Raw genomic sequence first — 14,943 nt, forward strand, 5'->3', positions numbered from 1 at the left:
ATCACGATGCTTCTTTATTAAAAAATATTTGTTCTCTTATTTGTCTTATTGGAAAACTAAAAATCTTATGAGATAGTATCATACTCAATAACACTGCCATTAATAAAAACGCTAGTTTTCCACTAACTCCATAATTAAATACATTAGAGATATTGAATACTTTATTCAAAATATAATATATATGCATATGCCAGAAGTATACATTTATAGAATTTTCCCCCATGTCTGTAATTACGAACATTCTTCGATTAGGCATCAGCATTATAAGAGCAAAGCACATTCCAAAAGATATGGTATAACTAGCTAATCTTGCTAATGGAGCGTAACTCATTATCTGAGGAAAGAATGGATTTCTTCCTGTGAATAAATATCTCAATCGATAAAAAATATCCAATTCAAAAACACACAACCCTAACCAAATTACAATAATGAGTCCAGCTAAGAATTTATATTTAGATTCTTTAGCTTTAAGACCCACTATATCAAAGTTTTGTAATAATACCCCGCTTAAAAAGAACGGAAAGAATATTATTATTCTTGATAAGTATAGGAAATCTCCAATTCCTGGATCATATCCTACAAAACAAGCCAATACGATCGAAAACATTAAAATATATTCCTTGTTCTGTTTCTCAATTATTTTTAAAATTACTATATATGCCGCCAAGGCAAACATAAACCATGAAAGCCCACCATCCCATAACAAGAAAAATTCAACCTTCACTGTCCCGAGTAACCTTTCCACTATTGCTGAAACTATTTTATACGCAAAGCCAATACTTATATAAAATATAGCTTTAGCTGTAATATTCTTATTCTTGAACATCAATCCAGCTATAAAAATAAACAGCGGAATATGAAACGAATATATAAATAAAAATATACTATCATAAACATTAGATAAACCAGTAAATTGATCTGCAAAATGCCCTATCACAACACAAGTTACAAGAAAAAACTTCAGATTATCCCATAATACTATTCTATTTTCCATAATATTATCCTCTAACTTAATTCCCCTTATGTAAAATAACCTCAGCTAAGTCTGCATCCCCGCGTTTATAAATTGGATTTTCTTTCCAATTATAGTTAGTATTAGGAGTCTTAAAATCTTCTCCATATAAAGTTCTCAAATATTCCTCAGTGTTACTAGGTATCTTCACGTTCACACCTTTAAAATCACATTCTTTTATCCCTACAAATGGTATTTTATAATGATAGACCTCATATCTAGTAGGATTCCCTAATGCATTAATCATAAAAAATATTGTGTCAGAAGAGATTTTATCATCTTCTTTTTTATAGATAATAAAATCTACATTAAGCCCTTTATAGCTGTAAGATAATTCAACTAAACTTTTATTATAATAAAATTCTTTCATTCTTTTGAATCCATTATTTGTAAGATATTTTTCTACCACTTCGAATTCTTCAAAATTTGAAACTTGAACTCCGAAATCCATATCCAAGTCATGGTGTATAAAATCATTTTCTCGGTAGTAACCTAATAACGTTCCAAAATCCAACCAAATATTATAATCCTTCAAATTAGAACTATAAACAACATTCAAAATTTTCTCAAAATTTTCTCTTAACAAATTACTTCTTTTTGAATCTAATTCTATATTAGCTTTCTCATTTAATTTTTTTATTAAGGGGAAGTTCTTAACCACATCTTTTTTATCACCTAAAAAACTAGCTAAACTTCTCTTAAGCCATTGCAACATATTACTTCTCCTTTTTTATATACGCTACAAAATTGTCATGCTGTATTCTTTTTTCTACTGGTGGTATTTCCATATAATCAGAACCATAAATTGTAGTAAGAATATGATCATAATCTCTAGGAATATTATAAACTCTATCCTCGAACTTACATCCAATTACAGCAACTAATGCTTTAGCATTGATTTTAGTACTGTATTTTTTAGATTCCATTAAATAATCGATACATTCACTTTCACTACCCATTCTAGAATAAGCGTTTAGTTTTTTATTCCAAGTTTTAACTCTAGTTAATCTAAATACTACTAATAGTATATAACGGATAAGATTCTTAATACCTGCTTTTTTATTTCTTATACCATACAAAGTGTATACAGAAAGACGGCGATACATATCTAATTTGGTAACTTCTTTATTTATGTCTATATAGTTATCAAAAGGAAATACATCTACGCAAATACCCAATTCTATATCATTTTGAATATAATTATTTTCATAAACAGTTCTGCTATCATACACTCTGTAAAACGGATACGGATATCTAGAATCGTTTTCCCAAGAAACAACCTTATAAATATTATCATTATCTTCTAAAATAGCTTTATATAATTTATCATACTGATCTCTCTTTAAAGAAATGTCCAAATCATCATCCCACGGAATAAATCCTTTATGCCTTACTGCACCTAGCAAACTTCCATATGCTAATGAATAATTAATTTCTTTTTTCTGACAGATATTATGAATATAATCCATGATACCTAATTCTATCTCTTTGATTTCATCCATATCTAATTTTTTATAATTACTCCTATCAGAAGTAATTATTGAATAATAATATCCGGATATTAAGAATAGTATCATACCCAATAGTGAGATACCATAAAGTGTCGAACTTAAGAATAAATTAGATACTAATATTACTAATAACATTAGAAATACAGATAATAGTTCCTTATTTATTATTCCATCATTCTTTTCCTTAAGTATTCTTTTTATCATTAATATGAAAAATGATAATATAAATATTCCCATAAAAATAAATCCTGTTATCCCATTATAGAACATAATTTCTAAATATCCATTATGAGTAAGGTAGTGTTCTCTTATAATATATTCATCTGGATTGATCTTCTTACCTATTTCATACCAATTCCCACCAGAGTAACCAAAAACAGGTTTTTTAGGTACAAAAGATACTGTAGATTTCCAAATTGCAAATCTATTATTAGATATATTTTCTTCACTTGTATCTGTTCTTTCAAGAGATAGATTATTATCTTTAATTTCTATTCGTTCTTTATTATATTTTAAATATTGTTCACTTGTATAATTAACAGCTTTATAACTAAATAAAACAACTATTATCGCTAAAATCACCTTAAATATAGATTTAGCATTCCCTTTTTGGTAAAACATTACAAATGCATATACTACAGATACTAATATTGTACAAATAAAAGCTGTTCTTGAACCAGATAGTACAATATAGATAAAATTCAATGCAATAGCTGTATAAGTTAAATATCTATAGTTTCTCACAATGCTACAGATTTTTGAAGCTAAAAATATAATTACAATTAATGAAACTAACGATAAAAAGTTAGGACTTGCTAAAATACCGAATAATCTAGATTCTATAAACCCTTGTCTAATATACAATCCTTTATAGTCATGTACTCTGTAGCCTTTCAATAATACGAATTGAATTAATGAGACTAATACTCCAAATGTATTAAGTACAGTAACCATATAGAAAAAATAATTATATAATGTTTTACCCTCTTCTCTAGTAATTCCAGTAAATATAGGAAATACTGTTAAGAAATAAATATAAAATATCAACGTATTTTTAATATTTGTAGAATAACCATAAGATATCACTAGAATACTAGTAATTATATTAAAAGCAAAAAATAGTAATAAATATTCTATTGTTTTTATTTTCAGATATACTTTCTTAATAACTAAATTATACGTTGCTAAAAGAATTCCAAGCAACGTCATTCCCCCTGCAACTATCTTGTTAGCTGAAATAAATTGTAGCGGAACAATTAAACCACACATACAATAAACCGCAACAATTAAGATAAATGCCAGATTTATTTTAAAATAATTTTTTTCTAATTGTTTTAACATACTCTAATTAATATCCTCTCTTCTCTATTATTTTTCTATATAGATTTCTATTCAATAATAAGGCAACAAATCCAATTTTTCTACCTTTTGTAAATAATGAATCTGTTAAAATACTCTTACTATGATCTTTTAAATACGATATTAACTTATTTTCTAATTTTTTATCAGTATAATCTTTATCTAGTAATAATCTATCTAATACATAAAAATACGCCCAATTCATTCTCATCTGAGCTACTTCTTTTAATTCAGGGTATTTCTCTAAAATAATCTCTTTATTCTGTTCATAAGCTTCTATTACATTTAGAAATTTAGTTGAGAATTTTTGCGTAGTAATGCTATTTTCTCTATGCACATAGTAGTATTTTTTTTCATTTGTCGCTACTACTATATTACATTTATCAAGAAGTTTTATCATAATAAATGCATCTTCTGCAATTTTCCCAATGTTAAATTTCAAATCTGAAAATAAACTCTTCTTATATAACTTATTAACAGCTGTAACAGATAATACCTTAGCTTCCATAACCATCTTAATAGCTTCTTCGGGACTAAGCGTCCATGTTTTCTTTTCAGTTACTTGTGCTTCAGAAACATTATTATAAACATCATAATGACCACACATTGATAAATCTGCATTAGTTTCTCTTAAATTATCTATCAGTAACTCATACATATTTTCATCAATATAATCATCACTATCTATAAATCCAATTAAGTCTGCTTCAGCTTCTTCTATACCAGTATTCCTCGCATCCGATAAACCACCATTTTCCTTATGAATAACTCTTATTCTATCATCTCTCTTAGCTAATTCATCGCAAAGTTTTCCACTGTTATCAGTTGATCCATCATTTACTAAAATAATTTCTAAATTCTTATACGTTTGATTGATAATTGAGTCTACACAACGTCCTAGGTATTGTTCTACATTATATACTGGTACTATTACACTAATTTTTTCGCCCATAATACTCCCCTTTATACTTAAGATAACTATTTTCCATATCACTTATCACCGCGTCATGATGTGGTACTTGCTTTTCTTTTGAAGGTGGTGTCATATAATCACCAAAAGCAGTCTTCAGATAAATATCATATCCTACAGGTATAGGCATTTTAGTATTTTCGAAATCTATAAAAATATTATCTTCGAATGCTTCAATTGGATATTTTTTCATCATATATCTAGGACCTGTACAAAGTTCTGTTATCCCATCACTTTCTTCAAGCGTATATTTTGTCATTTCTTTTTCAGCTTTTTTCCAGATTTTATAACGTAATTTACTCGGTATTACACCTAATAAAATCGTACTGCCCCATTTCTTTATCGTTCCATGATTTTCTGGAATAGTCTGCGCACAGAATAAAGAATAAATAAGCGCCCAACGAACTTGTTTTCTTCTATCCACTTCATTCTTAGGATAATAATCTAAAGGTATAACATCTAACGCCAGACCATGTGGCATATTCAAATCTTGCTGATATGGTTTTATACATGTTGTTTCTCTATCTCGAATCGTGATAAATAGATTTCTATCGACAAAGTTACTATCGCTTTTTGATAAAAAATATTGTTCCTTGGCATACTTTCTCCAAAGTTCTGGAAGTTTCTCATAGTCTTTTCTAGGCATGAAAAAGTCTAAATCATCATCCCAAGGGATAAATCCTTTATTTCGAAGTCCGCCGATAGCTCCACCACCACAAAGATAACAAAGTAAATCATATTTTTTACAAAATTCTACAAAATATTCAGCCATCTCTAAGCTTTTATTTTGAATTTCTTTTAAACTACTCACCTACTACCTCCTCAACTATTTCCTTGAAGTTATCAATAATTACGTTGACATCTTCGTCACTAAGCCTTGTGTGTAAAGGTAATGTTATTTCTTTTACATAATAATTATACGCATTAGGATAATTTTCAATATCGAATCCTAAATTTTTGTATCCAGTTAATAATGGTAGTGGTTTATAGTGTACATTACAGCTAATTCCACGTTCAGCCATTTTAATGATTATCTCACCACGTTGTTCAAATGTAGCACCTTCAACATGAGTTATATACAGATGCCCACAAGATTTATAATCTTCTGCACTATGGCTTAAAGCTGTAACTCTAGTCCCTTCAAATCCTTTATTGTACTGATCTATAATGTCTTCACGACGTTCTAAAAGTTTAGGATAACGGTCTAGTTGAACTAATCCAATAGAGGCTGCAATATCAGTTAAGTTACATTTATATCCAGGAATAACAATATCATATTCCCAAGATCCTGCTTTTGTTTTAGCTAAGGCATCTTTAGTTTGACCATGAAGTGAATATATTTGGTATTCTCTATAAAGTTCTTCATTATCAAAATCTGGATTTTCTTTCCAAGTTACACTTCCTCCCTCAGCAGTAGTGAAGTTTTTCACAGCGTGGAATGAGAATGTAGTAAAATCAGCTACCGAACCAATTTTTTTACCTTTATAAGTACTTCCTAAAGCATGTGCTCCGTCAGCTACAACAGCGACTCTTCCAAGCTTTTCTTGATATGCGCTATTAGCTTTAAAGAGGTGTTTCTTGCTTTCAACTACTTCGAAAATTCTGTCATAATCACATGGAATCCCAGCTAAATCAACAGGAATAACAGCTTTAGTATTCTCAGTAATAGCATTGGCTAAAGTAACATAATCCATCTCATGACTATCTTCAGCGATATCGACGATAACAGCCTTCGCTCCAACATGGTAAATCACACTACAAGAAGCAGTATATGTCATCGCAGGAACTATAACCTCATCACCTTCACCAACACCTAGAACACGTAATGTTAATTCTAGAGCTGCTGTTGCAGAATTAAGACAAACAGTTTTCGGCGTGTTAGTAAATTCTGACAATCTTCTTTCTAATTCTTTTGTCTTCGGTCCAGTTGTAATCCAACCTGATTTTAAAGTGTTTATTACTTCGTTAATTTCTCCATCACTGATGTCTGGTGGAGAAAATGGTATATTATATTTTTTCATCTCAAACTCCTAATTATTAAAAATCTAGCTAACTCTATTTAACAACCGCAACAGCAGTTCTTATCATTATTTTTATATCATTTATAACACTGAATTCTTCAATGTACTTTAAGTTATATTTCATCTTATCCGGAAGAATTTCCTCCACATAGATTTCATCTACACTTCTTCCACTTCCTTTGAATTTCTCAATAACTTCGTCTTCATCTTTGTACTCAATACTCGCTGGAGAAGTTATCCCAGCAGGAAGAAGTAATGTCGCATTCATTTCATCAGTATACTTATCTACATATTTCGCTATTTCAGGTCTTACTCCAACAAAACTCATATCCCCTACAAGTACGTTAATAAGTTGAGGAAGTTCATCAAGACGCAATTTACGAAGCTTATGTCCTACCTTACTTATACGAGGATCATTTTGCTGAGTAACAGCTGTTCCAAGCTTATCCGCATCTTTAACCATAGTTCTAAACTTAAATATTCTAAAAGTACGACCATAAGTTGTAATGCGTTCTTGCCTGTAAAACACAGGACCTTCACTATCAAGTTTTATCCAAATAGCTATTCCTAAAATTATCGGCGATAAAGGAATAAGCAAAATCAATGCCAATACCTTATCAAAAAGTAATTTCAGAAATAACGATATCTTCTTCTTTTCAATCGAAGCTCTATACTTTTTTACCGCTTCTGTTTCAAATCTATTATCAATATTCATCTTTCACCTTAATAACTAATCAACTTCTTCAATTAGCTCTACTAATTTATTTCATCCTTTTATTATACCATATTTCATAATAGAACTGAAGAAATGGAAGTAAAAAAAGACAACCAAATTAGTGTAGTGTTACAATTGATGTGAGACAAAATATAAAAAAAGAAGAGTAAATCCTGTATAATGAAATTACGACAAATCAAGAAAGGAATTTACTCTTATGAAAACTATTATAACAGAAAACATGCAAAATACACAACGATATATACCTCAGACTTTAGAAACAAGATTAGCTGCAGTAAAAACATATAGAAATAAAAACTCTATTAACTTTATTTGTAGATGTTACAAAGTTTCTAAAGCATCTTTAATGCGTTGGAATAAAAAATATGATGGAACTAAAGAATCACTTATGGATAAGTCTCACAAACCACATTCCCAACATCCAAATGCTCATACCCCAGAAGAATTGGATTGGATTAAAAATCTAATTAAAAGAAATCCTAATATTTCTATGATTGAACTATATGCAAAATTAAAATTTAATAAAGGATATAATAGACATCCTTGTTCATTATTTAGGATCCTTAGAAAATTAGGTTTCTATAAAGATATCGAAAAAAAAGCTAAACCTTATATACCAAAACCTTATAACACTCCAAAAACTTTAGGAGAAAAATGGCAACTTGATGTAAAATATGTCCCTAGACAATGCTACACTGGTAGACATCCTGATAAATTTTATCAATATACTATGATTGATGAGGCTTCTAGAGAAAGATTTATTTATCCTTTTAAGGAACAATCTTCTTATTCAACCGTACAATTTGTTAAGATGGCTATTTCGTTCTTTGGATACAAACCAAAAATTATACAAACTGATAATGGTTTTGAATTTACTCACTTTAAGGACACTAAACAAATACATCCTTTCGATGCATTGTGTAATCAGTTAGATATAAAACACCAACTCATTAGACCTAGAACCCCACGGCATAATGGTAAAGTTGAAAGAAGTCATAGAAATGATAATGAACGTTTTTATAAATACTTATCTTTTTATTCTTATGATGATCTTATTATCCAAATGAAGAAATATCTTTATCGTTCTAATAGACTACCTATGCAGACCTTAGGATGGCTAACTCCTGTTGAGAAAAGGCAAGAGTTACAGAGAAGCTAGCTTCTCTGTAACTCTATCATATCAGGTATTTATTTTTAACTTTTTTTGTCTCACATCATTTACAAATGTACAGGAAGTAAAAAAGACAACCAAATTAGGTTGTCTTAAATGATTTCCCAATAATAAACGGAAAAGTATTATTAATTATCTTAGCAATCAATTCACACAATATTATCGCTAAAAATAGTTCTACAATGGCTATTATATAATTACTAACAAATATTCCCGTATACTTACCAGCAAGTTGCTCCATAATTATATCTAAGATATATAAAACTATTGGTGAATGATATGCATAATATATCAATGTGTTACCACCAATTCTTTCTAGTATTGGTATATTTGGAATATTTTTAAATAATATAAAACTTGCCCAGATACCAAAGAAAGCAGCAACAAAATACAATAAAGTCGAATTAATCTGTTGATAAAAAAGGTCTACTCTAGTGTTGTAAACTCCACATATGATACTTACCGCAACAACTGGTAAAAAGTATAATATTTTGAAATAACTTTGTAACGTGGCTAGATTTCTTCTCAATATATATCCTGATAAAATAAAGATAGTCGCATACGGTACAAGATCAAAACTCCAAATTAACCAAAATTCCATCTCATATAGTTTTTTTCCTAAACAACCACACAATATAAGTACAATATATACAATTATATATTTATATAATGTATCACTGTATTTTATCGCAAAATAACAAACTAGTTCTGCTAAGAATAATACATTTAAAAACCACAGTTGATAATAAATATGCATTCTATCAGCGACTATCATTGCTTTTATGAAATGTATAATATCTATTTTCAATATAAATTGCGGTTGCAAGATAAATGATTTAATAGAAAATATAGAAATATTCATCAATAAGCAAGGTATAACTATTGTTTTAAACTTTCTAACGAAGAATTCAAAGAATGATGTATACTTAGCTACGTTTAAAGTCATTCCAGATAAAAAGAAAAATAAAGGTATATGGAATATATACAGTAATAATTTCATCTTGATTGGAGTGTATCCCATATGACCTGCTATTACTAGGATTATACAAAAAGCCTTTAGCATATCGATATATTCAATTCTCTTACTACTCATTACTGGTCACTCCTTAATATATATATATTCATATCATTTGAAATATCACTTTCTTTCACAAAATAAACATCTCTATCATAATTTTCCTTAAACAATACTCTAATTTTATCAAAAGCACTAGAATCCTTAGGTAAAATGAATTTAATATTATCACTATTTACCGCACCAGAAAGAATATTATTCGTATCTTTCACTCCAAATCCTTTTAGTTTATCATGATATTCCGGTGAGAATGTTTGCCACGTTCCAAAAGTTATTATGTTTTTTGTTAACTTATCTGTCTCAACAAATACCTTACTAACATTAGGTTGTGAACTAATTAAATTCCCATAACCTGCAATAACATATAAGTTCTCTCTATTATTAACTAGCACATTATTATAATCTTTATTAAAATCATGAGGATGATAATTAAACCAATACAATTCATTTTTCCCATAGTTCCAAATAGAGCCCATTAATAGTATGCATGTAGCTGTAAAAATAACGTTTTCTAGATTATTCAATAATTTATAATTTCTTTTTATAAATAACTCATTCCTATATACAATAAAAATAAATAGAGTTAGAATAATGATAGGTATATAAACTCTCTCTACTATTCTTTGCCTAACTATTAGTGCTGTTAACAAAGCGATGGGGCATAAAAATAGCAGATATCCATAAAAACTTTTAGATTTATAAAAAATAAAAACAAGGAGTACAAAGAATGTAAATGACTTGTAAAACTCGTTAGATTTAAACTTAATGAGGATATCTTTAATTGAAAAGTTATATTTTTCTGATACTGATCTTACTTTATCAAGATTATCTAACAACTCATTGCTAAAGATTTCTTTTTCTGAAAGTATCCAAGAATTATGACTTACTAAAGTATTTTCAGTAATACCTATCTTATCTAGACTTTCTTTTTTTGCAGAATAATCAATAGCTGGATAATCCCTTATTAAAGTACTCTTTTCATTCCATTCTATATAAGATTTCTCTACATCATTACTTTGTATAAATAACCAATTAGTTAAACTTACAATAAAAATTGTACTAATTAAAATACATGTTTGTTTTACCTTTTTATTCCTAATTAGTTCAAATATGATTATCACCAAACATAATACCAAAAGACTTGATATTATTTGAACTCTAAGAGAGATACCTATAAATATAAGTATAGTAGGAAAAACTATATTTTTTTCTTTATAAAGTAAAAATATTCCCGAGATAGATAACAAATAAGCAACCACAGAATATGTAAAATATTTTAATAAAGAAACCTCTATTACTAAAACTATTATCCATAGAACTATTTTATATTTCCTATCTCTCATCAGATAAAACAAACATGAAAAGCTTATACTATACGCTGATACTAAAAAAACGAAGAAAATATTAATATTTGAAAATAAACTCTGTAATATTACTAATATCTTAGTTAATATTATTCCCATGTAGGGAAGTAACATATATCCTTTATTTAAAATCGAATAATTAATTGTAACATCATCAACAGCATGATAAATATATCCATATAAATATCTATACAGCACTACAATTAACAATGGTATAACAATTGAAATTATTAGCGATGTAGTTTTCTTCACTACTTACCTTTCCCCCTTCCCTTAAAATATAATACTCAAAATTTAATAACACTAGTATAATACTATAATTAAAAGTTTTTTTCAAATTATATCTAACTTTACTTTTCCTTATACTATACTATTGTATTTTTTTATGATATATTGTTACTAATCAAATTTCTTAGAGGTTTATTATGAATTTTTCAAAACGAAATATTAATATTGATATTATTAAAACACTTGCATTATTACTAGTTATTGGCTTACACTTTTTTCTATACACAAAATTTTACTCTATAGAGTATACACTTATTAGTATACCATTCGTTACTGTACGTAATATTACAATGACATGTGTTCCTTTGTTTATTGTTGTTACTGGTTATTTAAATAAGGATAAAACTTGGAATAGAAAATATTATTTAAATATTGGTCGTATTTACCTACTGTATTCATTTGCTATGTTTATTTTAACACTAGTAGATAATAAATATGCTATTAATACTATTCTATTTAAAACTACTCTTATTAATATCTTACATTATAAATACTACGGATGGTATATTAATATGTATGTAGGTCTAATGTTAATCGCACCTATTATTAATATATCTTTTAAAAATATGACAGATATAACTAGAAAGCACGCAATGTTAAATATTATATTAGCTATATCTATACCAGTTACCTTATTAAATTTATTTTATGGTATTAGATATTCTATCTTAGGTTATATTTTGCCAAATTGGTGGTCCCTTACATGGCCTCTTTTATATTATATTATAGGGGTATGTTTCTCATATAATAAAAATATATTAAATAGAAATTCTAAGTTTACATTAAAATTACTTGCTATAACAAGTATATTGTCAGCTCTAGTTTATTACAAATTTCAGATATATGTTGAATCTGGACTTCATATTAACATCTTCATCGTAATTATTACAACATGCATTTTTTCATGGTTGCTTAATCTCGATATTAACGTGAATTCTAAACTTAGGACTAGCATCATTTTTGTATCGAATAATACCTTGCTAGCCTACCTACTTTCATATATTGTGGATAATATTACATATCCTTTTGTAAATCAGATTACTAATACGACTATAAGATTTAGTCTATTTCCAGTGGTAGTAGCCCTGAACTTCATACTTACAATAATTCTTGTTATTATCGTAAGAATTATATTATCGACACTTTCAAAATCTATAAAACTAGTAAAAAGGTAGTTTCGCATTATTGTGAGACTGTCTTTTTATTACCCACCGCAAAAACCTCGAATCCAGTTCCCTAGATTCGAGGTTCTGCTCAATATATGCCTTTAATCAACCGATAAAAACTTATTCTAACCAGTTGTTGTTCTCTGTTTTTTATACTTCCTTAAACTCTATACCCGCTTCTTCTAACTTCGCAATAGTCTTCGGTCCAATACCATCTATGCTTAAAACTTCTTTTTTAGTATAGTTCTTAAAATCATCTTTAGTTCCAATTCCAAAATTCACAAGATTCCACGCATAATCACTTCGGTTGATACCTAAACTTTGTAAAAATCTGTCCATTCCCATTTTTTGGCTTTGTATCTTTTCTTTCTCTTCTTTGATTTTTCGTATATTCACTGGATTTTTCGCGAAATATTTAAGGATATGATAAATATGCTCACTCTGTAAATATTCTTTATATCTCATCAACATATTAAAAAATTCGTCATTATTTTTTAATGTTTTTGGAATAGTTCTTTTTATATTATTGGTAAAGAGTAAGTCTTTTTCGAAAAATAGTGCTATGTCACGATGTTCTTCTCGTAATCTCTCGAAATAAACCCTCGCTTCTTCTTCATCTCCTTCCATAATAGCTGACAATGTGCCTGCCATTAGCAGCTCTATATCTGTGGTGTCATGGAAATATTCCTCAAAAATAAAATGCCTACCTAACTCTACACACAGTTCTGCTATCTCATACGCTATTGAAGCCTTATTGCTTGGATTAACTAAATAAATCAATAATAATAGTTCCAAACTATCTGTATATTTATGAGCCTCTTTAAATTTTTTTGCAGATATTGAAAAAATATCTAATACCGCTCTCCCCCAGTCAGTTTTCTCTAAATTAACATTCATATCTGATGCTAAGTTAAAAATAAATTTTAAATTTTTTATAGCTTTATCTAAATAAATTACTTGTGTTAGTGTAGACTGTTTATCTAATTCATTATTTATCTCCTCATGATATTTTAATATAATTTCTGAAACCTTTTCCCAATCTGGACCTAATAACTCGATTGCCTGTTCATTTTTCATATTAACTTCTTACCTCCTTTTTAAACTCTACACCATTTTCTTTTAATTGTTTTATAGATTTCTTCCCTACATTATCGACTTCATTTAATAAATATTTTTCTGTAACGTTTAAGAAATCCTCTTTTTTTAATAATCCCTCTTTTTTAAGAGCATTTAACGCCTTAAAACTAATATTTTTGAAAATCGAATCATTTTTCATCGTTTCTACAGATATACTTCTTGCCTTAATTTTTTTATTTAATTGTTTTCCGGTTCTTATACGAGAATTAACCCACATTAAATACTCTATCACATAATCAACCATAATAAATTCAATTAATTGTTCTACCTTTGTCTCACTATGTATCAATCTATTAAATTCGTTTTTATTAAATAATTGTTGATTAGAGACAATATCTAGTAATCTCTCAATTTTCGGATTAATGTATTTTATAGTCGCCATAGTTTCTACAACCTCTTCATCATTCAACCTTCTAATATCAAATATTATCTTAGCTAATTGAACAAATTCGTCTAATTTTGAGGTAGGTGATAATTCATTATACAACCTATAGAATCTATCTGCAGAATCAATTTTTAAATATGCTATAATAGTATCCATTAAAATACCATCAAGTTTAAGCTCTCCTCTATCAAGATTTATCCAAATAAGACTAGCGTTAGGAATTGCACTATACATTTGATTATCAAGATAAATTGAAATCAAATGCTGAATTACAACCTTATTAAAATCATTCTTGAAATTAGGATTACCTACAATTGGATATTTTACAGTTTTAAATTTCAACTCATCAATATCCTCTATTATTTCAAGAGGAGATTTTTGTTGTTCAGATAGCATATACATATTAGCGAATATATTATAAGGTGATTTTAGATGTGCTTTTTCAATAAATTTCTTATCTCCTGTCACCATAAAATTAGCAAAAAGTTTTAACGATTCATTAAAATCTAATTGATCTTCTTTGTTAATAAATTTGATATTCTTAAAAGTATTTTCTTGTAGTTCTGTATATACCAGCTCTATTTCTCTATCCAAAACGAAATTATTATTCTTTTTTATCGATGGAAATTTTCTTATTTTTTTACCCATAATACATCCTCTTAATTTTTTATAACATTTTAGTTATATTGTACCATGAATTATTATTTTTTCGTAATTTTAACGAAAGATTATATGGAAGCAACTCAAA

The 14,943-nt window shown here is 28.0% G+C and carries 13 protein-coding genes; 2 read left to right on the forward strand and 11 right to left on the reverse strand.

Annotated features, from left to right (window positions below; all coding sequences use genetic code 11):
• Position 1 precedes the first annotated feature (1 nt).
• From RWL85_RS02225 to RWL85_RS02255, 7 genes are read right to left on the reverse strand one after another with little or no spacing between them, the layout of a single operon-like run.
• Positions 2-994 carry an acyltransferase family protein gene (locus tag RWL85_RS02225; RefSeq protein ID WP_314084402.1) on the reverse strand — a complete coding sequence of 331 codons (993 nt, stop codon included), beginning with the start codon at positions 992-994 and terminating at the stop codon, positions 2-4.
• Between the two features lie 16 nt (positions 995-1,010).
• Complete coding sequence (locus tag RWL85_RS02230; RefSeq protein WP_314084406.1) at positions 1,011-1,727, reverse strand: phosphate ABC transporter permease; 717 nt, start codon at positions 1,725-1,727, stop codon at positions 1,011-1,013.
• A gap of 1 nt (position 1,728) precedes the next feature.
• Positions 1,729-3,864: a LicD family protein gene (locus tag RWL85_RS02235; RefSeq protein WP_314084409.1), complete on the reverse strand. Its 2,136-nt coding sequence runs from the start codon at positions 3,862-3,864 to the stop codon at positions 1,729-1,731.
• Between the two features lie 7 nt (positions 3,865-3,871).
• Positions 3,872-4,834, reverse strand: coding sequence for a glycosyltransferase family 2 protein (locus RWL85_RS02240; protein ID WP_314084412.1), 963 nt, complete (start codon positions 4,832-4,834; stop codon positions 3,872-3,874).
• Positions 4,818-5,663, reverse strand: coding sequence for a phosphorylcholine transferase LicD (locus RWL85_RS02245; protein ID WP_314084415.1), 846 nt, complete (start codon positions 5,661-5,663; stop codon positions 4,818-4,820). Before RWL85_RS02245 ends, RWL85_RS02240 begins: the two co-directional genes overlap by 17 nt.
• Positions 5,656-6,873, reverse strand: a complete 1,218-nt coding sequence (locus tag RWL85_RS02250; RefSeq protein WP_314084418.1) for a DegT/DnrJ/EryC1/StrS family aminotransferase — start codon at positions 6,871-6,873, stop codon at positions 5,656-5,658. Before RWL85_RS02250 ends, RWL85_RS02245 begins: the two co-directional genes overlap by 8 nt.
• A gap of 34 nt (positions 6,874-6,907) precedes the next feature.
• Positions 6,908-7,588, reverse strand: a complete 681-nt coding sequence (locus RWL85_RS02255; RefSeq protein WP_314084421.1) for a sugar transferase — start codon at positions 7,586-7,588, stop codon at positions 6,908-6,910.
• Between the two features lie 241 nt (positions 7,589-7,829).
• Between RWL85_RS02255 and RWL85_RS02260 the strand changes: the two genes are divergently transcribed.
• On the forward strand, positions 7,830-8,768 hold the full coding sequence (locus RWL85_RS02260) for a DDE-type integrase/transposase/recombinase (RefSeq protein WP_399533438.1): 939 nt from the start codon (positions 7,830-7,832) through the stop codon (positions 8,766-8,768).
• Positions 8,769-8,862: 94 nt separating this feature from the next.
• Here the strand turns inward: RWL85_RS02260 and RWL85_RS02265 are convergent, their stop codons facing one another.
• Positions 8,863-9,873 (reverse strand): acyltransferase, encoded by a 1,011-nt coding sequence (locus RWL85_RS02265; RefSeq protein ID WP_314084427.1) that lies wholly within the window; start codon positions 9,871-9,873, stop codon positions 8,863-8,865.
• The gene (locus RWL85_RS02270) at positions 9,873-10,976 is read right to left on the reverse strand and encodes a hypothetical protein (RefSeq protein WP_314084430.1); all 1,104 of its coding nucleotides are present in this window, start codon (positions 10,974-10,976) and stop codon (positions 9,873-9,875) included. Before RWL85_RS02270 ends, RWL85_RS02265 begins: the two co-directional genes overlap by 1 nt.
• 668 nt (positions 10,977-11,644) lie before the next feature.
• On the opposite strand from RWL85_RS02270, the gene RWL85_RS02275 reads away from it, so the two are divergent.
• Complete coding sequence (locus RWL85_RS02275; RefSeq protein ID WP_314084433.1) at positions 11,645-12,682, forward strand: acyltransferase family protein; 1,038 nt, start codon at positions 11,645-11,647, stop codon at positions 12,680-12,682.
• Between the two features lie 141 nt (positions 12,683-12,823).
• Here the strand turns inward: RWL85_RS02275 and RWL85_RS02280 are convergent, their stop codons facing one another.
• Positions 12,824-13,750, reverse strand: a complete 927-nt coding sequence (locus RWL85_RS02280; RefSeq protein WP_314084436.1) for a helix-hairpin-helix domain-containing protein — start codon at positions 13,748-13,750, stop codon at positions 12,824-12,826.
• 1 nt (position 13,751) lies between these two features.
• Positions 13,752-14,843, reverse strand: a complete 1,092-nt coding sequence (locus RWL85_RS02285) for a hypothetical protein (protein WP_314084439.1) — start codon at positions 14,841-14,843, stop codon at positions 13,752-13,754.
• Positions 14,844-14,943 lie beyond the last annotated feature (100 nt).

This window comes from uncultured Gemella sp. (assembly GCF_963515875.1).
GTDB lineage: Bacteria > Bacillota > Bacilli > Staphylococcales > Gemellaceae > Gemella.

Bases quoted from the DNA above. Each gene is read 5' to 3' on its own strand.
- RWL85_RS02265 (WP_314084427.1), bottom strand. From the start codon at position 9,873: ATGAGTAGTAAGAGAATTGAATATATCGATATGCTAAAGGCTTTTTGT.
- RWL85_RS02230 (WP_314084406.1), bottom strand. From the start codon at position 1,727: ATGTTGCAATGGCTTAAGAGAAGTTTAGCTAGTTTTTTAGGTGATAAA.
- RWL85_RS02240 (WP_314084412.1), bottom strand. From the start codon at position 4,834: ATGGGCGAAAAAATTAGTGTAATAGTACCAGTATATAATGTAGAACAA.
- RWL85_RS02250 (WP_314084418.1), bottom strand. From the start codon at position 6,873: ATGAAAAAATATAATATACCATTTTCTCCACCAGACATCAGTGATGGA.
- RWL85_RS02275 (WP_314084433.1), top strand. From the start codon at position 11,645: ATGAATTTTTCAAAACGAAATATTAATATTGATATTATTAAAACACTT.
- RWL85_RS02260 (WP_399533438.1), top strand. From the start codon at position 7,830: ATGCAAAATACACAACGATATATACCTCAGACTTTAGAAACAAGATTA.
- RWL85_RS02285 (WP_314084439.1), bottom strand. From the start codon at position 14,843: ATGGGTAAAAAAATAAGAAAATTTCCATCGATAAAAAAGAATAATAAT.
- RWL85_RS02280 (WP_314084436.1), bottom strand. From the start codon at position 13,750: ATGAAAAATGAACAGGCAATCGAGTTATTAGGTCCAGATTGGGAAAAG.
- RWL85_RS02235 (WP_314084409.1), bottom strand. From the start codon at position 3,864: ATGTTAAAACAATTAGAAAAAAATTATTTTAAAATAAATCTGGCATTT.
- RWL85_RS02255 (WP_314084421.1), bottom strand. From the start codon at position 7,588: ATGAATATTGATAATAGATTTGAAACAGAAGCGGTAAAAAAGTATAGA.
- RWL85_RS02225 (WP_314084402.1), bottom strand. From the start codon at position 994: ATGGAAAATAGAATAGTATTATGGGATAATCTGAAGTTTTTTCTTGTA.